Origin of the sequence: Pyxidicoccus fallax (genome assembly GCF_012933655.1) — a bacterium.
In the GTDB taxonomy this organism is placed as follows: Bacteria; Myxococcota; Myxococcia; order Myxococcales; family Myxococcaceae; genus Myxococcus; species Myxococcus fallax.
The window spans coordinates 1-21,702 of the sequence record NZ_JABBJJ010000217.1 but is presented as its reverse complement, the minus strand read 5'-3'; the positions used below and the strand labels follow the sequence as shown (position 1 = coordinate 21,702).

Here is a 21,702-nt window from a genome sequence, read left to right as displayed (position 1 = left end):
ACCCACAGGCGCTCCAGGGAGCCGTGCCCCACGCCCGTGCGGAAGCACATCGCCCCGGAGGCGGACTCCACCTCCAGCACGCGGCGCCACGGCTGGACGACGGCGTGGCGCCCGCGTGCCGTCATCCCCAGCGGCGTGACGTGGAGCCCCACCTCATCGCTCTCCCGGATGGGCAGTGTGCCTCGCACGGGCGAGACGCCCGACGCCGTCAGCGCATGGGATTCGACCTCATAGGCGCGCGTGGCGCCCCGCACGCGGAACCACTCCACCAGCAGTCCCGCGTCGTTCACCACGAAGCCCACGGGGCTCTCCCAGACTTCCGGCGTGCTCCGGGGCGAGAAGGCCTTCACGGGCACCGGGTCCACCGTTCCGTTCAGGTCCGCCGCGCGGAACACGAGCACCCGGCCCATGCCGCCATAGGGGACCAGCTCCTGCGCCAGCACGAAGGCGCCGTGGGCCTGGACCTGGAAGAAGGCCTGCCGCGGGAAGTGCTGGCGTCCCACGACGGGCGGGGAGCGGCTCACGTCCACCGAGACGAAGCCGCGCTGGGTGCCAGCGAGAAGCCGCGTGCCGTCCGGTGAGAGGGCCAACGAGCGGCACACGCCTGGCAGCATGAAGCTCCGCGACGTGTCCGCGCTCAGCGTGTTCCCGGGTCCCACGCGCCAGGCCGTCACCCAGTAGCTGGAGCACGTCCAGAAGAGGTCCCCACGTCCCGCGCCGGAGAGGATGCTGTCGCTGACGGGGGACAGCTCGTATCGAGACAGCGAGGTGATGCGGTCCCCGTCCAGGCCCAGCAGCTCCAGGCGCTGCCGGCTCCCGACGACGACGACGCGGTCCGCGCCCAGGGGAAGGAAGAAGGTGGAGAACCGGTCCGACCAGTCCCAGCTCCCGAAGTAGCGCTCCACGTAGAGGTCGAGTACCCGCTGGTCCAGCGTGCGCAGCCCGTCCTCGCCCGCGCGGACCAGGGAGACGGACATGCCGGCGCTCTCCATCCGCTCGCCGAAGAGGATGCGGTCCTCCGAGACGAACTCCGCCAGCCCTTCCAGCGGAGGACGGCCTCCCTCGGCGGGGTCCGCGCCGTAGCTGAGGACGGTGTCGGAGCCCCACGACCTCGGAGCGGAGGTGCCCGCCGCGCCCGCGGGCCGGGCGGAGCGCTGCTCGCGAGAGGGCTCATCACCCGAGGGAGCCGCGCCCGCCGCGCACGCGCAGGACAACATGACCAGGAGGAGCACTCGGCTCCGTGACACCACGGGCGTCATCACGTCGGGCAGGTTCATGGGTCCACTCCCGTTCGGCGGCGGAACACGGCCGCGCTCCGGGCAGCCGCCCTTCCCGGAGCCACGATGCAACACCCACGAGGAAAGCCCGCGGCCCGGACGGACACCATCGTGCCCGGGCCGCGGAGTCATGCCTCGCGGCCTACTTCACGAGGGTCGTGCAGCCACGGCCGTAGTTCTGGAGCACCGTGTTGTTGTCGTAGATGTTCACGATGCCATCGCGGTTGAAGTCCGTCGGCGTCCCGGGGGGCACCGACTGGCCGTACTGCGCGAGCACCGCCTGGCGGTCCGAGACGTTGACGCAGCCGTCGCCAGTGGCGTCACCCGGCACCGGAGTGGCCTGGGCGGGCGGCGTCGCCGGAGTGATGCCCGCGTAGCGGCCGTGCGTCTCGTTGCTCAGCCCGCCGAAGAACGAGGCGTCGTTGTTCGCCAGCGTGGCCGCGGCGAAGCCGCTGCGAGCGCGGGGGTCCTCCCCGTCCTCGGTGAGCGCGTTCGCCTGGAACGGGACGAAGTCATAGAGGTGGTCGATGTCCACGATGAGCGTCAGGCCCGCGGGAGGAATGCCGCCGGAGCAGGGGCCCGGGGCGTTCGCGCTGCCCGTGCACGCCTTGTTGCGCACCTTCCACTGCCAGCTGTTCGTCGCCAGGTTGGGGTAGGCCGTCGAGCTGTTGGCGCCGTAGCACTGGTCCGTGGTCGGCGTGGCGTTCTCCTCGCCGTCCGTCGCCATGTAGATGCGCTTGGTGTGGAACTCGTTGGGCAGGTAGTTGATGAGCGTGTCCACCGCCGCGCACACCGAGTGCGCCAGCGGCGTGTTGCCGCCCAGGGCGGCCGCGTTCACCGCCGCCTTCACCTCCGCCGCCGTCTTGTTCTGCGCGAAGCTGAAGACCTGGACATAGCCCGTGCCCTCGAAGGTCCAGAACGCGTACTTCGTCGGCTGGGGCGGAACGATGTCCAGGAAGGCGTTGATGCGCTCCTTGGCGACCTGGAAGCGCGTCTTCCCGGGCACCGACTGCAGCGACATGCTGCCGGTCCGGTCGAGCAGGACGAGCACGTGCTCATCCGCGCTCGCCACGCCGGAGGTCAGTGCCGCCGCGCACGCCACGCCCATCGCCGCCCGAGGAAACATCCGCTGAAACACGGTCTTCATGTGGAACCCCCATTTTGGATTGGGTGCTGCTTCGTTCACTGCCTACGGCGAGGCTACGGGCAACCCTGCCCGTAGTTCTGGAGGACGATGAGGCGGTCCTGGATGTTGATGACGCCATCGCGCGTCAGGTCGAGCGCGGGGTCCGCGGGAGGCACCGTCTGGCCGAAGGCCGCGGTGACCTGATTCACATCCGTGTCATTCACGCAGCCGTCCGCGTTGACGTCGCCGAAGACGCTGACGGGGCCGGTGTAGCCACGAATCCACGCCACGAAGCGGCTCACGCGCGAGAAGACGGTGTAGCTGCTGCAGCTGCCGCCCACGCCCCAGCTCACGATGCCAATCTGCTCCCAGCCGCCGCTGAACCGGCCGCTCTCCACCACCAGCGGCCCGCCGCTGTCTCCGTGGCATCCACCCGACGAGCCGTTGAGGTAGCCCGCGCACACCATGCTGTCGCGCACCGTCATGGGCAGCGTGCCGGCGTTGTTGCACGTGGCGGTGTCCTGCACCGGCAGCAGCGCCTCCATCAGGAAGTCCGACGCGCCGCTCCCCGGGGACGTGTTGCCCCAGCCGCTCACGCGCGCCGTGGCCCCCGTGGCGGCGTCCGTCTCGCGCAGGGCGATGGGCTGCACGCGCGGCGTGTACGACACGGGCGTGGCCAGCTCGAGGAGCGCGACGTCGTTCTCCAGCGTCCATGAGTTGTAGGACGGATGCCTCACGACGCGGCGCACCCCGCGCGTCTGGACGTAGGCGTCCGGCGCCGAGCGCCGGTGCAGCCCCAGGCGCACGGTGAAGCTGCTCGCGCCGAGCCCCTCCACGCAGTGGGCCGCGGTGAGCACCCAGTCGCTGTCGATGAGCGAGCCACCGCACCAGTGCGAGTACCCCGGCACGGACAGCTGCGCCTGCCACGGGTACTCCCCCACATCGGCCACGGTGCCGCCGATGATGTCCGACTCCACGGAGGCCACGGGCTCCACGGCCGCGTCCTCCACGTCGGAGGACAGACAGCCCGCCTGCGGCACCGCCAGGGCCAGACACACCAGCAGGCCCCTGGCCAGCCGCGGCCTGCTCACTGCCATGGACTCCGTCTTCATGTGGCGCTCCTTGTTGGGTTGTTCGCTGCGACCGCGGACACACGCCTCGCGCTCACCTCGGGAAGGGGCCCGGGCGTTCAGGACAGGCACGACGTGAGGACGGCGCGAAGGCGCCCGGCGGCTCTACCGGGCCTGACTTCCTCCACAGGCCGGGGTGGCCACGGTGAGTGCGTCGTTCATGCCCAGCACGAGCCACTCGCCGGAGAACGCGAGCGAGCGCACGGCGCTGGGGGTGGTGTAGCGCGCGAGCACGGCGAGGTCGTCTCCGCCGAGAGCGACGACTCCGAAGGGAGACGTCGCGAGCGCGAGGTATGCCACGTCGCCGTCGAAGGCGAGGATGCTCCGGACGTCCAGCGGAGCCGGCAGCTGGGACAGGTCCACGTGCTTCCGGGTGACGAGCCGCATGCCCTGGCGCTCCAGCAGGTGGACCTGCCGGCCGTTCTCGATGACCAGGGCGCGTCCCCTCGCGAGCGCGAGCGCGGTGAACCGGTCCGTCGTCCCGGACAGCACCCCCGTGGCCGCGTCCTCGCCCGTCCACGAGGACCAGCGCAGCGACAGCCTCGCGGGCTTCGCCGGGTCCTCGAAGCGGACCTCGCCCAGCAACACCTCGGAGCGCTCCCCGTCCACGGCGAAGGCCCAGTCCGTGCGCGTGCCCGCGCCGCCATCCAGCGCGAAGGTCCGCTCGGACGCCGGCGCGAGCACGGCGCCCGTGCAGGTCGACGGCGGCACGAAGCGCCGCAGCCGGTAGCCGCCCTGCGACGCGGGTGACACCTGGAAGAGCTGTCCCTGCGCGAAGGCCAGGGCCGCCGGGCCTCCCGCGAGGCTCACCTGACCGGCCGGCTCCAGCAGCACTCCGGCGCCGGGGCGCAGGCAGCTCAGCACCGCCGTGCCGTCCTCCTGGTGCACGTTGGAGCCGCGCGCGGGCAGCGTCACCAGCTCCAGGGCTCCCGAGCCCGAGGCGGAGGGCGCGAGCCGCAGCCGCCGCGTCTCCGGCGGGAGCACCATGCCTCCCGTGGTGAGCGCGGGCTGCTCGGGGTTGGAGACGTCCACGCGGTGGGATTCGAAGGGCCCCATGGCCAGGACGGTGCCGTCCGCGGCGGCGCGCACGCGCTCCAGCGCGCCATGGTGGAGGCCGGTCTGGAAGCGCATCGCGCCGGAGTCCTCCAGCGTGAGCACGCGGCGCCAGGGCTGCGGCACGGCGTGCCGGCCCGCGCCGGTGAGCAGCAACGGCGACAGGTGCAGCCCCACCTCCTCACCCTCCCGCAGGAGGAGGCGGCCCACCACCGGTGAGACGCCCCCCGACGTGAGGGAGTGCCGCTCCATCGTGTACGAGCGCAGGGTGCCCTTCAGGCGGAACCACTCGACGAGCAGCTCCCCGTCGAGCAGCACGAAGCCCAGGGGACGCTCCCAGAGTCCGGGGCCCTCCATGGGCGCGAAGGTCTCCACCGGCGAGGGCGTCCCCGTGCCCGTCAGGTCCGCGGCGCGGTACACGAAGATGCGGCCCAGCTCTCCATAGCGGAGCAGCTCGTGCGCCACGACGAAGGCACCCCGGGCCCGCACATGGAAGAAGGCCTGCGACGTGAAGCGGGAGGTCCGGATGACCGGCCCCGAGGGCGAGGACACCTCCACCGGCACGAGGCCCAGCGAGGTCGCGGCCCAGAGCAGGTTGCCGTCCGGCGAGAGGGCCAGCGAGCGGCAGGTGCCCCCGGGAAGCTGGAAGGAGTGTCCGCTCTCCTCGCTCAGCGCATGGTCCGCCCCGACGCGCCAGGCCGTCACCGCGTAACCCGAACACGTCCAGAAGCGGTCTCCCCGCCCGACGCCGGAGACGATGCTGTCGCTGCTGGGATGGAGCGCGTACCGAGACAGCGAGGTGAGGCGGTCTCCCTCCAGTCCCAGCAGCTCCAGGCGCTGCCGCGTCCCCACGACGACGACGCGGTCCGGCCCCAGGGGGACGAAGAAGGTGGTGAAGCGGTCCGACCAGTCCCAGCTGCCCAGGAAGCGCTCGGCGTAGAGGTCCAGGACGCGCTGGTCCAGCCGCTCCAGTCCCTGTGGGCCCACCCGCACCAGGGACACCGACAGCCCGGTTCCGCCCAGGGGCTCGCCGAACAGGATGCGGTCGTCGGACACGGACTCGGCCAGTCCCTTCAGCGGCGGGCCGCCCTGCTCCACCGGCGCCGCGCCGTGGCTCCACAGGGTGCCGAACGTCTCGGCGGGACGCGAGGAGGGCTCGCCGCGGCACACGCCGCTCACACAGCGGTCTCCCGCCGTGCACGCCTCACGGTCATCACAGCCGGTGCCATCCGGCGCGGCGGGGTAGACGCACTGGCCGGACTCCCACCGCTCCGCCGTGCACGGGTCGTCGTCATGACACGCTCCCGCGTCGGGCTCCGAGGGGCCGCCATCCGGAGGCCCGGCATCGGGCTCAGAGGGGCCACCGTCCGGGGGCCCGGCGTCGGGCGCTCCCGCGTCCGGCTCGCCGGCATCCACCTCGCCCGCGTCGGTGGACGCATCGTCGGGCGATCCGCCCGGAGCCTCGCCGGAGCACGCCATGAGCATCGCGACCAGGAGACATCCCGGGACTCGCGACCAGCCTGGGAGCGACATGGCAGGGACCTTCCTGGGCTCCGGTGCCGGCACCACCGGAGCCCGCCAGGGCGGAAAGACGCCGGGCGCGCGAAGTGCCGCGCCCGGCACAGGTGACGGAGCTACTTCGCCGTGGCGGTGCAGCCGCGGCCGAAGTTGTTCAGCACCGTCTGGTGGTCATAGGAGTCAACGACCAGGGTGCGGTTGAAGTCGGCGGGCGTACCGGCCGGCACCGTCTTCCCGTACAGGCTCAGCACCAGCGAGCGGTCCGTGACATTCACGCAGCCATCCAGGTTGGCGTCACCGGGCAGCGGCGCCGCCTGGCTCGGAGGCGTCGACGGGGTGATGGACGCGTAGCGCCCCTTCGTCTCCTGCGAGATGCCCTTGAAGAAGGTGGCGTCCTCGTTCAGCGACGCGGCCGCGGAGAGCCCCGTGGTCAGCTCGGCGTCCTCGAGGCCCTCCGAGCGCGCGGCGGCGGCGAAGGGAACGGTGTCGGTGAAGAGGTGGTCGATGTCGACAATCATCGTCAGCCCCGGCGGGTACGGCGGGAGCAGCACGCCGCAGGGGCCGGGCTCATTGGCGAACCCGGTGCAGGCCTTGTTGCGGACCTTCCACTGCCAGCTGCCCGCGTCCAGGTTGGGGTAGGGATTCGCGCTGAACGGGCCGTGGCACTGGTCCGCGACGGGCGTGGTGTTCTCCTCGCCGTCGGTGGCCAGGTACACGCGCTTGATGTGGAAATCGTTGGGGAGGAAGGCCAGCAAGTGGTCGATGCCCGCGCAGATGGAGTGGGCCAGCGGGGTGTTGCCCCCCGCGGTCGCCAGGTTGACCGCCGCCTTGATTTCCGCCGCCGTCTTGTTGTCGCTGAAGTTGAAGACGGGCGTGGCGGCCGTCCCGGAGAACTTCCAGAACGCATACTTCCGGGGCGTGGGGGCCACGGTGTCCAGGAAGTTGTTGATGTTGTCCTTGGCCACCTGCAGGCGCGTCTTTCCGGGCACGGACTGGAGGGTCATGCTGCCCGTCACGTCGAGGAGGACGAGGACGTGCTCGTCCGCCATCGCGGCGCTGGAGTACAGCCCGCCCGCGCAGGCGAGCGCCATGGCGGTCCGGGAGAGGAAACGTCGCTGGGATGCGAGGTTCATGAGGGAGTTCCTGGTTGAGGTGGGGTGTGGGACTACGGGCAGCCCTTGCCGTAGTTCTGCAGGGCGAGGTTGCGGTCGAAGATGTTGATGACGGCGTCGCCGTTGAGGTCGAGCGCGGGGTCGGCCGGGGGGACCGTCTGGCCGATGGCCGCGGTGATGAGGTTGATGTCGTCGGCGTTCACGCAGCCGTTGCCGTTGACGTCGCCCACGACGATGACGCCGCCGCTGACCACCAGGCCGTAGTCGGCGTCCACCGCGGTCGTCTCCACGTGGGTGTCCTGGATGATTTCGTCACCCAGCACCTCCACCTTCCACTTGCCGGCGGCGGGGTTCTGCACGAACACGTTCTCCACCGTGTCGACGGTGTTGGACGTGCCGCCCGGGGTGGAGAAGTTGCCCGCCGTCAGGCCGTTGTTGCCCCAGTAGACGGTGGTGCCGTTGGGCGCCGTCACGCGGAGCGACAGGTCGTTGATGCGCGCCTGGGCCGCGCCCACGGTGCCCATGCGGTCGGTGTACGCGAGCGTGACGTTCAGCTCCGTCTCACCCGGCAGCACGGTGACGTTGTACGTCTTGACGCCCAGCGGGGCGATGACGTCCGTCTCGTCGATGACGCTCGTCTTGGGGGCGCGGTCGAACAGGCGCCGGACGTCGGCGGTGCCCCAGCCCTGCTTGTGGCGGTCGATGTCCGAGTTGGAGCCGCCGGCCAGCCAGTTGTAGCGGAAGGCGTTGTTGATCATCAGCGCCTTGGCGGTGGCCATCTGCGGGCGGCTGGCGAACACGTCCACCTTGCCGCCGAAGCCGGTCCACACGCCCTCGTGCCACATCTGGAAGAGCAGGCCGAAGTGGCCCGCCGTCTGCGGCGTGGCGGAGCTGGTGCCGCCGAACTGGGTGTAGCTGGCATTGCCGCCGCCGGAGGCCGAGCGGATGGAGTCGTAGAAGTAGGACAGGTCCGGCTTGATGCGGCCGTCCGCCGCCGGGCCGATGCTGCCGGTGAAGTTCCAGCGGTCATCCGCGCGGGTGGCGGTGTTGGCGTGCTGGAAGGCGCCCACGGAGACGATGTTCTTCGCCCACGCCTGCGGGCGGGAGCTCCGGCTGCCCAGGTTGCTCTGCGACTGCGTGCTGAGGATGGGGTGCTGGAAGAGGTAGTCGTCCACCTCGGCGGTGATGGTGGTGTAGGCCGTGCCCTGGGAGCTGCCCACGCTGGAGGTCTGGAACACCGCGCGGTACGGCCCGTTCGGGTCGATGAGCTCCCGGTTGATGTCGTAGCGGGACTTGGTGCCGCCGAACTGGGTGGACTCGCTGTAGCGGAAGAAGATGCCCTGGGCGCTGGGAATCATGCCGCGCGAGGCCGCGTCCGTGCCCCTGGCGAAGTTGTTGCTGTAGCACGACGTGCCGTGGAGGCTGCCCGAGGTGCCCGCGCTGTGGATGATGGGCGCGGTGGACCACTCCTGGTGGGTGGTGAGCAGCTCGGTGTCGAAGACTTCTCCGCGCACGCCCTGACCCGTCCAGCCCTTCAGCCCCTCCAGGTAGTTGGCGCCGCCCAAATCCCGGACGATGTCCATGTCCACGCCACCGGGGCCACCCCACCGGTCGATGAACTGCACCACGTTGGAGCGGGCCACCTGACGGAGCTGGTCCGCGGTGAGCGTGGCCTCCACGCGCCAGCCGCCCGGCTCGATGAGCTCCACGGTGCCGCCCAGCCGGCGCACCAGGCCCACCACCTGTCCCTGCCGCCCGGCGCCGCGCTCACCCACCATGATGGAGTAGCGCTGCGGCGCCAGCTCCGGCGCCAGTCCCGTCACCGCCTCGCGCAGCTCGCGCTCCAGCCGGTACTCCGGGTGGTACGGCCCCACCCAGCGCACGTAGGGCAGCTCCGCCACGCGCTTGTGCACGTCCGCGTCCATGTCCACCAGGAAGGTGTGGTCCGTGAGGAAGCGCAGCACCTTGCCGCCCTCACGCTCGATGGCCTCGCGGAACTCCGGCAGCGGCGTGCCGAGGAACTGCACCAGGTGCAGGGTGTTCTCCCGGTCCGCGGCGAGCAGGTTGGCCGACAGCGGCTGCGTGCCCTGGAGCGGGTCGAACTGCGCGGCGTCCAGCCGGATGAAGTAGCCCGTCTCCCTGACGCGCCCCAGCAGCTCCGTCCCACCGCGTGTATAGGCGGTGTAGGCCTGTTTCATGCCATTGGGATGCAATTCCTGCCACGTATGGAGTTGGGTGGCCGTGTCGGGAACCTGGATGGAGCGCAGCGCCGAGACGGGCCGGGCGGTGCGGTGAAACACCAGCCCCGCCGGCGTCATGAGCGAGTATCCACCGGCCCCACCGACGGCGTCGGCCCGCGTGTCGGAGACGAGCACCGCCGGGGGCAGCGAGGCGGCGCGCGCGGAGGACGGCCCCTTCGTCGCGTCCGACGGTGCCGCGAGGGAGGACAGCGGGGCGACGAAGACACAACCCACCAGCAGGGCCTTCAGCGGGCGCACTCCGCCCACGGGCCACGAGGACAGCTTTCGCATGTGTCGGTGCTCCTAGATGTTGAGTGCCAGTGCACGTCCGTCGACGACGCGCCGCCCCTTACCGCACCCGTGTCACCGGCCACTGCCACCGCCGAGCCAGTGCTCGCGTGCAGCCCGTGGCTTTCTCCTCGCTACTGCCCACCCTGATAACGGAAGACTCTGACAATCAGGCGGAAAGCCGGAAGCATCTCTAAGACAGACATTCTTCGTCTGTCAACTGATGCAACATTGTTTCATCAACAGCGGTGTTTTCCCACGCGGTCGCGGCAATTGCTGACAGTTTCTCGCGAAGGCGTAGCGGATATCCCTTAGCGGGTGACACGAAGTCGTGAGACTCCACTCAGGGGAGATGTTTTCACGGCGCCGCGCGGCTGGGGCGCGACGTGTCCGGCTCACGCGCGTGGAGGAACTGGTTCGTGAGTCCCTCCTGCGCGCGCAGGCCGGGGCCCAGCTACGAAGATGAGACCGAACCGCACGAGGCTCACCCGCTGGAGGAAGAGCACGTTGTAGTGGTTGCCCCCGCACGTAGCGCACGAAGCCACCGAAGCCCGCGCGGCAGCGCGGCGGCCTCCACGCTCAGCGTCCACGGCTGACGCGGACTCTCCCCGTAGGGACGGCTCGGGTGCCCCTCGACGCGGAAGCGGTGCTCGAGGATGTGGGGCGTGAGCACCGCGCTGAACGTACTCGCCCACGCCCGGGCCGAGGGTCTCCCGCCCGCCGGATGCGGCTTGGCGAGGAGAAGACGTACGAGCGGTCCAGCCCGGCGTTGAAGGGGGAGTCGAACTCGAACCGCGAGCTGGCGGAGGCCTCGGGGACGAGGCCCAGCACGGCGAGCACGGCGGCGAGGAAGACCGTCTCCCGGCGGCGGGCGGGCAGACGGAAGGCGGACAGGGACATGGGATGCGGGTAACGGGGAGGTGAACCCCCAATTACCCGCATCCCGACCCGGGTCAGATGTCCAGGTTCTGCACGTCGAGCGCGTTGCGCTCGATGAACTCGCGGCGCGGTTCGACGGCCTCGCCCATCAGCAGCGAGAAGATTTCGTCGCTCTCCACCGCGTCCTCCACTCGCACCTGGAGCAGCGTGCGCGTGGCCGGGTTCATGGTCGTCTCCCAGAGCTGCTCCGGGTTCATCTCGCCCAGACCCTTGTAGCGCTGCAGGCCCAGCCCCTTCTGCGCGTCCTTGCGCACCGCGGCCAGCACCTCCTGCACCGAGAACGCCGTCAGCGCGCCGTCCTCCAGCTTCACCTTGTACGGGGCCTTGCCCAGCGCCGTGAACGAGTCCCGCAGCGCCGACAGGTCCACGTACTCCGGCGACGACACGAAGGCGTGGTCGAACACCGTCTCGCGCATGGCGCCGTTCACGTCCGTCTGGAACACCAGCTTCTTCGTCTGGTGCTCCGGGTCCACCACCACGTCGTGCTTCACCCGGCCCAGCACGTCCGGCATCCGGCGCTCGAAGTACGCGTACGCGTCCTTCACCGCCGCCTGGATGGAGGCGTCGTCCGCCAGCGAGTCCGCCGACATCCGCGCGCCCTGCACCAGCGCGTCCACCACGCGCGCGTCCCGGCGCTTGGCCTGCTTCTCCAGGCGCTCCTCGTACGTGATGACCTTCTCCAGCAGCGCCTTCAGCTCCGCGCCGCCCAGCTCACCCTCGGGCGTCTGCACCCGCGTGTGCTCCGAGCCCGTGCGCAGCAGGTACTCGTCCAGCGCGCGCTGGTCCTTGACGTACATGTCCTTCTTGTTGCGCGTCACTTTGTAGAGCGGCGGCTGCGCGATGTAGAGGTACCCCTTCTGGAGCAGCTCCGGCATCTGGCGGAAGAAGAACGTCAACAGCAGCGTCCGGATGTGGCTGCCGTCCACGTCGGCGTCCGTCATCAGGATGATGCGGTGGTAGCGCGCCTTCTCCGGGTCGTAGTCCTCCGCCCCGATGCCCGTGCCCAGCGCGGTAATCAGCGTCACGATTTCGGCGCTCGTCAGCATCTTCTCGAAGCGCGCCTTCTCGACGTTGAGAATCTTGCCACGCAGCGGGAGGATGGCCTGGTTGCGCCGGTCGCGGCCCTGCTTCGCGGAGCCACCTGCGGAGTCACCCTCGACGATGTACAGCTCGCTCTCGTTGGGGTCTCTGCTCTGGCAGTCCGCGAGCTTGCCCGGGAGGCCTCCGCCGTCCAGCACGCCCTTGCGGCGCACCGTCTCGCGCGCCTTGCGCGCCGCGATGCGGGCCCGGCACGCGTCGCCAATCTTCGCCACGACCTTCTTGGCGACCATGGGCGTCTCTTCCAGGAAGGTGGCGAGCTGGTCGTTCACCATCTGCTCGACCAGGCCCTTCACCTCGCTGTTGCCCAGCTTCGTCTTCGTCTGCCCCTCGAACTGCGGGTTGGGCAGCTTCACGGAGATGACCGCGGACAGGCCCTCGCGCGCGTCCTCGCCGGTGGGCGTCTCCTTCAGGTCCTTCCAGAGCGCGCCCTTCTCCGCGTAGCTGTTCAGCGTGCGCGTCAGCGCGGCCTTGAAGCCGGACAGGTGGCTGCCACCCTCGTGGGTGTTGATGTTGTTCGCGAAGGTGTAGATGCGCTCGTCGTAGCCGTCATTCCACTGCATCGCGATTTCGAGCGTCACGCCCTCCTTCTCCGTCTTGAAGGCGATGGGCTTGTCGTGCAGCACCTCCTTCGACTTGTTGAGGTACTCCACGAAGGAGGCGATGCCGCCGTCGAACTTGAAGTCGTGCTCCTTGTTCGTGCGCTCGTCGCGGACGGTGATGTGCAGACCGGCGTTGAGGAACGCCAGCTCGCGCAGGCGCTGGCTGAGCGTCTCGAAGTTGAAGTCCACCGTCTCCATCACCGTGGGGTCCGGCTTGAAGGCGATGTACGTGCCGCGCTTGTCGGTGGTGCCCACCTCCTGCACGGGCCCCTGGGCAATGCCGCGCTCGTAGGCGTGCTCGTACACCTTGCCGTTGCGCTGGACGCGGACCTTGAACCACTCGGAGAGGAAGTTGACGCACGTGACGCCCACGCCGTGCAGGCCGCCGGAGACCTTGTAGGCCCCGTTGCCGAACTTGCTGCCGGCGTGCAGCTCCGTGAGCACCACTTCCAGGGTGTCCTTGCCCTTGAACTTGGGGTCCGGGTGCGGGCCCACGGGAATGCCGCGGCCGTTGTCCTGGACGCTCAGCGAGCCATCCACGTGGATGACGACCTCGATGTCGGTGCAGTGCCCGGCGAGCGCCTCGTCCACGGAGTTGTCCACGACCTCGTAGACGAGCTTGTGGAGCCCGTAGGTCATGGTGTCGCCGATGTACATGCCGGGGCGCTTGCGGACTGCCTCGCGGCCCTCGAGCTTGGTGATGCTTTCCGTCCCATACTCCACGGGCGGCGGGGCGACCGCCGGGCCGGTAGCGGGGGTCTTTTCCATGTGAAGCTGTCCTTGGGAAAAGGAGCCTTGCAACAGGCTTGTGCCTACCATCTCAGCCCCCACCGGACAAGGTCGTTGAGGGCTCGCAAGGCTGCGTAAATACTCATGAAATTTGCTCGGCCGCCCCCTCGGACGGCCGTCCCCGGAAACCCGGGGCTCAGGCGTCGAAACGCGGCGGTGGAAGACGCTCCTCCAGCGCGGCGATCAACTCATCAAAAACAGCCCGGCGCGCGAAGAGATGCCGGGTGACGAGCACCCTTCCCTCCTCCTTGAGGAACAACGCGAGCACGTTCCCCCTCCGGCCGAGCCGGCGCACGGAATCAATCTGGCCCCAGTGCAGGTCGAGCTCGCTCCTGCTGAAGGGGCGGGCCACGCGCACGCCCCGCGCGTCCACGGTGACGCCCCAGCCGGAGCGCGGGCGCAGGCGGTGGAAGGCCACGAGGAAGGCCAGCATCAGCCCCGCGGACACGCCGGCGCGGGCCATGGCCTGGGTGCCCTCACCGGCCCGGGCGTCGGCCACGGCCCAGGCGGTGAGCACGGCCAGCGCGCAGGCTCCCAGGAAGAGGCCGATGCGCGTGGCGCGGGGGTCGAAAGCGTAGAAACGCGGGCTCATGGGCGTGCCGCGCACCCTACCCGCGTTGAGGGACGGACGCGCGCTTTTGCACGTACGCTGCCCCCATCCATGACGAATGCCGAACTGACCGAGCGACTGCGCGTGAACGTCATCGCCTTCCGGCACCTCCAGCGGGAGCGCGGCCAGCTCCGGCACCTGGGCCTGCCCGGGGTGGACGCCTTCAGCCTCCCCACACTCCCCGGGGAAGCGTACTTCCAGCAGGTGTACTTCGCGGACGCCGGGGCGCTGTCCGCCGCCCTGCCCGCGCTGGAGGACTTCTACCGGGGCCAGGGTGTGGCCGCGTGGCGCGTGCTGGTCCCCCCCGGGCACGCGGAGGGCGGCCGCCTGCTGGGCGGCGCCGGCTACCGTCCCGACGAGCACCTGTCGGACGCCATGGGGCTCGTGCTGGACGACCTCCCGGACGTGCCGCCCGCCATCCCCCTGGAGACCCCGGACACGCAGGAGGACCTGGTGGCCATCAACGTGGCGACGTATGGCGACTGGGGCGGCGCGGTGGCCGTGTGGAACCGGCCGCCCCGGCTGCCGGTGCACACGCTGGTGGCGCGCGAGGCGGGCCGTCCCCTGGCCTGCGGCTTCACCCTGGACGTGGGCGACACCGCGGGCGTGTACATGGTGGCCACCGCGCCCGAGGCCCGGGGGCGCGGGCTGGCGTCGGAGGTCATGCGCGGGCTGCTCTCGGACGCGCGCGCACGGGGCATGAGGGCGTCCGTGCTCCAGGCCACCCCGCAGGGGATGGGCGTCTATCGCCGGCTGGGCTACCGGGACCTCGGCGGCTGGGTGAGCTGGGAGTACCGCGCCGCCTGAGACGTCAGCGCAGCGCCTCCAGTTCCTCCAGCACCGTCAGCACCTCGCCCGGCTGCCGCGCCTCCAGCACCCGCTCCGCCAGCCCATGGGCCGCGAGCCGCGCCACGTGGGCCAGCCGCACCAACCGGACGCGCCCGCGGCTGCCGTCCACCACCGCCACCACCAGCCGCAGTGGCTCGGCGTCCGGCGTGTCCACCTTCAGCGGCTTCGCCAGCGTCACCAGAGCCGCCACCGGAGAGGCCCCTGGCAGCACGGCGTGCGGCACCGCCGCCCCGCCGCCCACCGCGCACGAGGCCTCCTCCTCGCGCCGCCGGAGCGCCTCCACCAGCTTCCCCGCGTCCGTGCCCGGCAGCGCCGCGCCGAGGCGCCCGGCCACCACCTCCAGCACGTCATCCCAGCCCGCGCAGGACAGCTGCAGCACCACGCGCTCGGGGGCCAGCAGCGGCGCCAGCGGCGGCACGGGTTCCTCGCTCCGGGTGCCGCGCACCGGGAACTCCGCGTCCAGGAACTCCCGCACCCGCGCCAGCTGCGCGCCCGTCAGCCGCCGCCGCGCCAGCTCCAGGAAGAGCGTCCCCGCGCCGGGCACCTCCTCCAGGTAGCCCGCGACATACGGACTCACCCGGTGGGCCACGTCCATCAGCAGCGCGGGCGGCACCTCCAGCTCACGGGCGATGGCCGCCAGCCGCTCGGACGTGGGCGGCGCGTCCAGGCCGTGCTCCACCCGGCTGAGGTACGCGCTCGACACGCCGATGCGCCGGGCCATGTCCCTCAGGGACACGCCCGCATCCACGCGCAACAACCGAAGGGTCGCCCCCAGGTGCATGTCCGTCCCCTCAGCTCCTCGCCGTCAGCGCGGGCCCGGCATCCACCCCGTCGCTCTCGGTGACGGCCTCCGCGGCCGTGGCCGGCTCCGGGTGGCGCACGACGAGCAGCGAGCCCGGGGCGTCCTTGATGAGGCGCTCGCGGTGCAGGCCGAAGAGGCGCTCCTCCAGGCCCCACTGGGTGCCCACGCCCACCACCACCAGGTCATAGCCGTTGCGCGCCTCCTCCAGCGCGGCCTCGTCCGGCGCGTCGTGGCGCACCACCTTCAGCCGCACGCCGCCCTCCTCGGAGGGGAACAGCTCGTCCACCTGCGCCCGCGCGCCCTTGCCGCCCAGGTCCGACGTGACGTGCAGCACCGTCACCTCCGCGCCCGCCTGCTTCATCAGCCGCCGCGCCAGCCCCAGCGCCGCCCGGTCATGCCGGCTGCCGACGAAGGGCACCAGCACGCGCTTCACGTTCTCGAGGCCGCGGTCCACCAGCACCGCCACCGTGCCGGACGACGCCTTCATCACCTCGTGCACCGTGCCGCCCAGCATCGTCTGGCTGAAGAGCGGCTTGTGCCAGCCCAGCAGCACCAGGTCCGCGCGCCGCGCCTGTGCCGTGCGGACGATGTCCTCGGCGGGCTCGGCGGACACGAAGGACAGCGGGCGCACCGGCAATCCCAGCTTCTCCGCGCGGCCCAGCAGCGGCGCCAGCGCGCTCTCCGCGGGCGTGGCCCTTCCCGCCTCCGGCCGCAGCGACGCGCGCTCGGGCGACACCAGGTGCAGGGCGTGCAACTGCGAGCGCTCCGTGCCCACCAGCGCCCGCGCCAGCGACGCCATGCCCGCGCCCACCTGCCCGTGCGACACGCACATCAGCACGCTGTAGGGCACCGGGCCCGGCTCCAGCGACACCGGCGGGGTGAGCCGGTCCTTCGCCATCTCCTCCATCGGGTAGATCCAGCGCAGCACCGGCGTGGTGATGAACGTCGTCACCAGCGCCATCAGGACCATCATGGTGAAGAGCTGCGGCGAGATGACGCCCAGGTCCAGGCCGAGGTTGAGCACGATGAGCTCCATCAGGCCGCGCGTGTTCATCAGCACGCCCACCGCGCCCGACTCGCGCCAGCTCATGCCCGTCAGCCGCGCGGCCACCGCGCTGCCGCCGAACTTGCCCAGGCACGCCAGCAGGATGATGACCCCGCAGGTCATCCACGCCTCGGCGCTGTCCAGGAGGCCCAGCTGCGTGCGCAGGCCGCTGAAGGCGAAGAAGATGGGCAGCAGCAGCACCACCGCCACGTCCTCCAGCCGCTCCGCCAGCGCCTCCGCCAGCCCGCCCTCCTTGGGGATGACGGCGCCGAAGAGGAAGGCCCCGAAGAGCGCGTGGATGCCAATCAGCTCCGTCACGAACGCGGACGCCAGCAGCAGCACCAGCGTGCCCGCCACCACGTTCTGCGTCAGCCCCTCGCGGCTGGCCACCCGCGCGCCCAGCCGGGCGAGGAAGGGCTTCACCACCAGCAGCACGAAGCAGATGTACGCCATGGCCAGCACCGTGGTGAGCCCGGCCTCCGCCAGGCTCGACGCGCGCACGATGGAGACCACGAACGCCAGCAGGCACCACGCCGTCACGTCGTCCACCGCCGCGCAGGTGATGGCCACCGTGCCCACCTTCGACTGCAACAACCCCCGCTCCGTGAGGATGCGCGCGAGCACCGGGAAGGCGGTGATGCTCATCGCCACGCCCATGAAGAGCACGAACGAGGAGAAGGGCACCGACGGGTCCGACAGGCTCTTGTAGAGCCACAGCGCCGCCGCCCCCGCGCCCAGCGCGAAGGGCACGACGATGCTCGTGTGGCTGATGGCCACCGACGCGTGCCCGCGCCCCTTGAGCAGCTTCGGGTCCAGCTCCAGGCCGATGAGGAACATGAAGAGCACGAGCCCCACCTGGCTCAGCATCTTCAGCACCGGCATCGAGTCCGCCGGGAACAGCGAGTTCATCACGTCGGGCGCCAGCCAGCCGAGCAGCGACGGCCCCAGGACGATGCCCGCCACCACCTCGGCGATGACCAGCGGCTGCCCCAGCCACCGCGCCCCACGCCCGATGAGACGCGAGACGCCGATGATGACGATGAGCTGCACCAGCAGCAGGGTGAGCGCGTTGACGTGCATCGTTCCTCCGGCGTGGGTGTTAAGTAACCCCTTATCAGCCGGCTCGCGGGAGCGTCAACGCATGGAACTTTTTCAGGGGGGTGTCATGCGCGGACCTCAGGACGATTTGTGCCTGCCGACCGCGTCCAGGAGTGTGTCCACGTCCACTGGCTTACGCAGGTGGCCGCATGCGCCAATCTCCTCCGCCACCTGACGCGCGTTGGCGGACGCGGAGAAGACGAGCACGGGAATGTCGCGCCACGCGGGCACCTGACGCATGGCGCGCGCGAAGCCGCCGCCGTCGAGCACCGGCATCATCATGTCGAGCAGCACCAGCCCGGGCAGCACCGGCACGGAGCCGAGCACCTCCAGCGCGTGCTTGCCATTGCTGGCGCCCAGCACCTCGTAGCCCGCGTCGCGCAGCACCTCTTCGAGGGCCTCGCGCAGGTCCGCATCGTCATCCACCACCAGCAGCGGCCGACTCACTCACGCGCCTCCGTTTCCAACGGCAGCTCCAGGGTGAAACACGCGCCTCCTCCCTCGGGCGTCTCCGCCCAGGCGCGGCCTCCATGCGCCTCCGCGGAGCGCCTCGCCAGATACAGTCCCAGTCCCAGCCCTCCGTAGGAGCGGGAGCTTACCGCCCTTCCGAAGCGCTCGAAGATGCGCTCGTGCTGGTCCGGTGGAATGCCGATGCCGCGGTCCCTCACGCGCACGCGGCCCATGACGCCCGAGCGCGCCACCTCGATGTCCACCGGCTTGCCGGGGCCGAACTTGAGCGCGTTGGACACGAGCGCCGCCACCGCCTGGTCCACCCGCAGCCGGTCCCACAGGCCCCACAGCCCGGAGCACGCCTTCACGCGCAGCTCGCAACCCATGCCCTCGGCCTCCGCGGCGTGGCGCCCCACCACCTCGGACACCAGCTCCGCCAGGTCGAGGCGCTCCGGGGACAGGCGCAGCTCCTCGCTCGACAGGCGGGACACGTCGAGCAGCACCTCCACCAGCGTCCCCAGCCGTCGCACCTGCCGCATGCTCCGGTGCAGCCGCGACTCCAGCTCCGGGGACAGCCGCTCGCGAGAGGCCTGGTGCAAGAGCGAGCCCAGCTGCAGCCGCAGCGTGGTGAGCGGCGTGCGCAGCTCGTGCGCCGCCACGGTGAGGAAGTCGTCGCGCAGGCGCACCGCGTCCTGCACCTCGCGGAACAGGCGCGCGTTCTCCAGGACCAGGCCCGCGCGGCGGGCCAGCTCCTGCGCCAGCGACTGGTCCGCCGGCCCCAGCGTGCGGTGGCCGCTGGTGACCAGGGACAGCACGCCCAGCACGCTGGAGCGGCCCCGCAGGGGGACATGCACCGCCGAGCGGAAGTCCAGCGGCGCCAGCGCGCGCTGGTGGTCCGGGTGGGTGGTGACGGGCCGGGCCCGCGCCCTCACGTCCTCCACCAGCTCCGGCTCTCCCGTCGCCATCACCCGCGACGGTCCGGCCTGCGCCCGTGGGTCCACGGGAAAGCGCTGGTCCAGCTCCCACACATGCGACTCGAGCACCGAGTCCGGGTGCGCCAGCGCCACCATCCGCAGGCCGCCGCGCTCGCGCTCGTACAGGAAGATGGCGCACCAGTCCGCCACCCGGGGCACGGGGATGCGCACCAGCCGCTTCAGCCGCTCGTCCAGGTCCAGCCGCTCGGTGAGCACCTCGCTGGTGAGCGCCAGCAGCTCCCGCTCCAGGTTCGCCCGCGCGCGCTCGTGCCGCGCCTTCGCCTCGCGCAGCTCGCGCTCCACCGCCGCGCCCAGCCGCACCAGCCGGTCCTTGGCGAAGTAGTCGCGCGCGCCGGCCCGCATCGCCTCCACCGCCTCGTTCTCGCCGATGCTGCCGGACACGACGATGAAGGGGATGTCCCGCCCCGTCTCCTTCAGCACCTGCAGCGCCTCCAGCGCGGTGAAGTGGGGCATGGAGAAGTCGGAGAGGATGATGTCGAAGTCCCCGCCCGCGAGCACCTTGCGCATCGCCTCGGCGGTCTGCACCCGCTGCGCGCTCAGCGTGAAGCCATTGCGCCGCAGCTCCAGGAGCACCAGCGCCTCGTCGTCCGGATTGTCCTCCACCACCAACAACCGCAGAGGCTTCATCCGCGAGCTCCGGGGGGAGCCCCGGTGGGGGGTGGCTCGTAGTTGAGCATCAGCCAGTACAGGCCGAGCTGGCGCGCCGCCTCCACGAACTCCGTGTAGCTCACCGGCTTGCGCACGTAGCTGTTGCACCCGCCGCCATAGCCACGCACCAGGTCCGTCTCCTCCACCGACGAGGTGAGGATGACCACCGGCAGCAGCCGCGTGCGCGGGTCCGCCCGGATGCGGCGCAGCACCTCGTGCCCGTCCACCCGCGGCAGCTTCAAGTCCAGCAGCACCACCACCGGCAAGGGCTGGCCCGCGCGGTTGGCGAATGCTCCCTGGGCGAAGAGGTAGTCGAGCGCCTCCACGCCATCCCGCACCACGTCCACCGGCCGGGTGACACCGGCGCGCTTGAAGGCACGCAGCGTCAGGTCCACGTCGTCAGGGTTGTCCTCCACCAGCAGGATGGGCCGCTCCGTGCCATTCATGTCCGCGCCTCCTCCAGCGTGAAGCGGAAGGTGGCTCCACCGCCGGGCACCGCCTCCGCCGAGATGTCGCCCCCATGCCGGCGGATGATGCGCTGCACCGTCGCCAGGCCCACGCCGGTGCCGGGGAATTCGTCGGGCCGGTGCAGCCGCTGGAATGGTGAGAAGAGCTTGTCCGCATACGCCATGTCGAAACCCACCCCGTTGTCGCGGACACAGTAATGGGGCCGCCCGTCGCGGGACTCGGCGAAAAGCGCGATGCGCGCGTCGGAGCGCTGGCTGGTGAACTTCCAGGCGTTTCCGAACAGGTTTTCCAGGACCACGCGCAGGAGCCGGGCGTCTCCCCGGGTCATCAGGCCGGGGGCGATGTCGAAGGTCACCTGACGGCCGGGCTCGCTGCGCTGGAGGATGTCCGCCACCTCGCGCGCCAGGGCGCTCAGGTCCACCGGCTCGCAGCGCAGCTCGGCGCGGGTGAGGCGGGACAGCCGCAAGAGGTCGTCGATGAGCTGCGCCATGCGCGTGGCCGCCGCGCGCAGCCGGCGCAGGTGCTCCTGGCCCTCCTGGGAGATGCGCTCGCCCTCGTCCTCCATGAGCGCCTGGCTGAAGCCGTCCACCGCGCGCAGCGGGGCGCGCAGGTCATGCGAGACGGAGTAGCTGAAGGACTCCAGCTCGTGGTTGGCGGCCGTCAGCTCCTGGGTGCGCTGGGCCACGCGCGCCTCCAGCCGGGCCTCGCTGGCGCGCAGCGCCTGGGCCTGCGTCTGCGCCTGTTCCAGCAGGGACTCGTAGTCGCGCGACATGAGGACGAGCTGGCGCCGGCCCGTCCACGCCAGCAGCGCCCCCGTGAGCAGCAACCAGGCGGCGCCGCCCCAGAGCACCAGCTGCGCCTGCCGCTCGGCGGTGGCGCCGCGATGGGCGGCGCGCTCGCGCTCGGCGGCGTTCAGCGCGTCCAGGAGCTCGCGCAGGCCATCCATGCGCCGCTTGCCCTCCGCCTCGACGACCAGCGTCAGCCAGTCCCCGCCCGTCCTGAAGCGCCGCAGCTCCTCGTCCGCGAAGGTCTCCCAGTCCGCCCACCGCACGCGCAGGTCATGCATGCGGGCAAGCTGGTCCGGTGAGCCCGCGATGAGCGACTCCAGCCGGGCCAGGGCCTCTGGCAGGTGTCGGGCGGCGGCATGGTAGGGCGCCAGGAAGGCCGGGTCGTGGGTGAGCAGGTAGCCGCGCAGGCCCGTCTCCCGGTCGATGAGGAGCTGGCGCACGCGCGTGGCCTCGGCGAGCACCGCGTCCGAGCGGTCCGCGGCCTCGTCCGCTTGCAGGAGCTGCCGCACCTCCCAGAAGAGCAGCCCCGCCAGCAGCGTCAGCAGCATCGCCGGCATCGCCACCGAGCGCAGGAGGATATGGCGGAACCGTTGAGGGTCGAGGCGAGGCACGGTGGGCATCCAGGAATGCGCGGCCAGCACCCTTCCAAGATGCACACGTATGTGCCTCCGGCCCCGGAAGTCCCCGACAGGAGCCCTCGCGCGCACGGGCGCTCGCTCGCCGGCTTGCCGTGGGGCCCGGAGCTAGCGGGGCGAGGTGGCGGAGGGCGGACGGGCG

14 protein-coding genes and 1 pseudogene are annotated in these 21,702 nt (G+C 71.1%); 1 reads left to right on the top strand and 14 read right to left on the bottom strand.

Features of this window, described 5'->3' with window-relative positions:
* From HG543_RS34795 to HG543_RS34760, 8 genes and pseudogenes are all read right to left on the bottom strand, one after another.
* A pseudogene (locus HG543_RS34795) lies at window positions 1-1,277 on the bottom strand (hypothetical protein); the annotation flags it as partial.
* 142 nt (window positions 1,278-1,419) lie between these two features.
* Window positions 1,420-2,424, bottom strand: a complete 1,005-nt coding sequence (locus tag HG543_RS34790) for a VWA domain-containing protein (protein ID WP_246357515.1) — start codon at window positions 2,422-2,424, stop codon at window positions 1,420-1,422.
* A 53-nt stretch (window positions 2,425-2,477) separates the two neighbouring features.
* Window positions 2,478-3,515: a DUF1986 domain-containing protein gene (locus tag HG543_RS34785; RefSeq protein ID WP_169349223.1), complete on the bottom strand. Its 1,038-nt coding sequence runs from the start codon at window positions 3,513-3,515 to the stop codon at window positions 2,478-2,480.
* Between the two features lie 123 nt (window positions 3,516-3,638).
* On the bottom strand, window positions 3,639-6,119 hold the full coding sequence (locus tag HG543_RS34780) for a hypothetical protein (RefSeq protein WP_169349222.1): 2,481 nt from the start codon (window positions 6,117-6,119) through the stop codon (window positions 3,639-3,641).
* A 101-nt stretch (window positions 6,120-6,220) separates the two neighbouring features.
* Window positions 6,221-7,237, bottom strand: coding sequence for a VWA domain-containing protein (locus HG543_RS34775; protein ID WP_169349221.1), 1,017 nt, complete (start codon window positions 7,235-7,237; stop codon window positions 6,221-6,223).
* A 32-nt stretch (window positions 7,238-7,269) separates the two neighbouring features.
* Window positions 7,270-9,747, bottom strand: a complete 2,478-nt coding sequence (locus HG543_RS34770) for a DUF8729 domain-containing protein (RefSeq protein WP_169349220.1) — start codon at window positions 9,745-9,747, stop codon at window positions 7,270-7,272.
* A 950-nt stretch (window positions 9,748-10,697) separates the two neighbouring features.
* On the bottom strand, window positions 10,698-13,151 hold the full coding sequence (gyrB, locus tag HG543_RS34765) for a DNA topoisomerase (ATP-hydrolyzing) subunit B (RefSeq protein WP_169349219.1): 2,454 nt from the start codon (window positions 13,149-13,151) through the stop codon (window positions 10,698-10,700).
* A 157-nt stretch (window positions 13,152-13,308) separates the two neighbouring features.
* Window positions 13,309-13,764 (bottom strand): hypothetical protein, encoded by a 456-nt coding sequence (locus HG543_RS34760; RefSeq protein ID WP_169349218.1) that lies wholly within the window; start codon window positions 13,762-13,764, stop codon window positions 13,309-13,311.
* A gap of 69 nt (window positions 13,765-13,833) precedes the next feature.
* On the opposite strand from HG543_RS34760, the gene HG543_RS34755 reads away from it, so the two are divergent.
* Window positions 13,834-14,589, top strand: coding sequence for a GNAT family N-acetyltransferase (locus HG543_RS34755; protein WP_169349217.1), 756 nt, complete (start codon window positions 13,834-13,836; stop codon window positions 14,587-14,589).
* A gap of 4 nt (window positions 14,590-14,593) precedes the next feature.
* Here the strand turns inward: HG543_RS34755 and HG543_RS34750 are convergent, their stop codons facing one another.
* The 6 genes from HG543_RS34750 to HG543_RS34725 all read right to left on the bottom strand — a co-directional run bounded on the left by HG543_RS34750 (window position 14,594) and on the right by HG543_RS34725 (window position 21,536).
* Entirely contained in the window at window positions 14,594-15,412 is an 819-nt protein-coding gene (locus HG543_RS34750) for a helix-turn-helix domain-containing protein (RefSeq protein WP_169349216.1), read from the bottom strand.
* A gap of 10 nt (window positions 15,413-15,422) precedes the next feature.
* Complete coding sequence (locus tag HG543_RS34745) at window positions 15,423-17,558, bottom strand: cation:proton antiporter domain-containing protein (RefSeq protein WP_169349215.1); 2,136 nt, start codon at window positions 17,556-17,558, stop codon at window positions 15,423-15,425.
* Between the two features lie 96 nt (window positions 17,559-17,654).
* Window positions 17,655-18,023 (bottom strand): response regulator, encoded by a 369-nt coding sequence (locus HG543_RS34740; RefSeq protein WP_169349214.1) that lies wholly within the window; start codon window positions 18,021-18,023, stop codon window positions 17,655-17,657.
* Window positions 18,020-19,648 (bottom strand): sensor histidine kinase, encoded by a 1,629-nt coding sequence (locus HG543_RS34735; protein ID WP_169349213.1) that lies wholly within the window; start codon window positions 19,646-19,648, stop codon window positions 18,020-18,022. The genes HG543_RS34740 and HG543_RS34735 overlap by 4 nt, the downstream gene beginning before the upstream one ends.
* Window positions 19,645-20,115 carry a response regulator gene (locus HG543_RS34730; RefSeq protein ID WP_169349212.1) on the bottom strand — a complete coding sequence of 157 codons (471 nt, stop codon included), beginning with the start codon at window positions 20,113-20,115 and terminating at the stop codon, window positions 19,645-19,647. The genes HG543_RS34735 and HG543_RS34730 overlap by 4 nt, the downstream gene beginning before the upstream one ends.
* Window positions 20,112-21,536: a sensor histidine kinase gene (locus HG543_RS34725; RefSeq protein WP_211194364.1), complete on the bottom strand. Its 1,425-nt coding sequence runs from the start codon at window positions 21,534-21,536 to the stop codon at window positions 20,112-20,114. The genes HG543_RS34730 and HG543_RS34725 overlap by 4 nt, the downstream gene beginning before the upstream one ends.
* Window positions 21,537-21,702 lie beyond the last annotated feature (166 nt).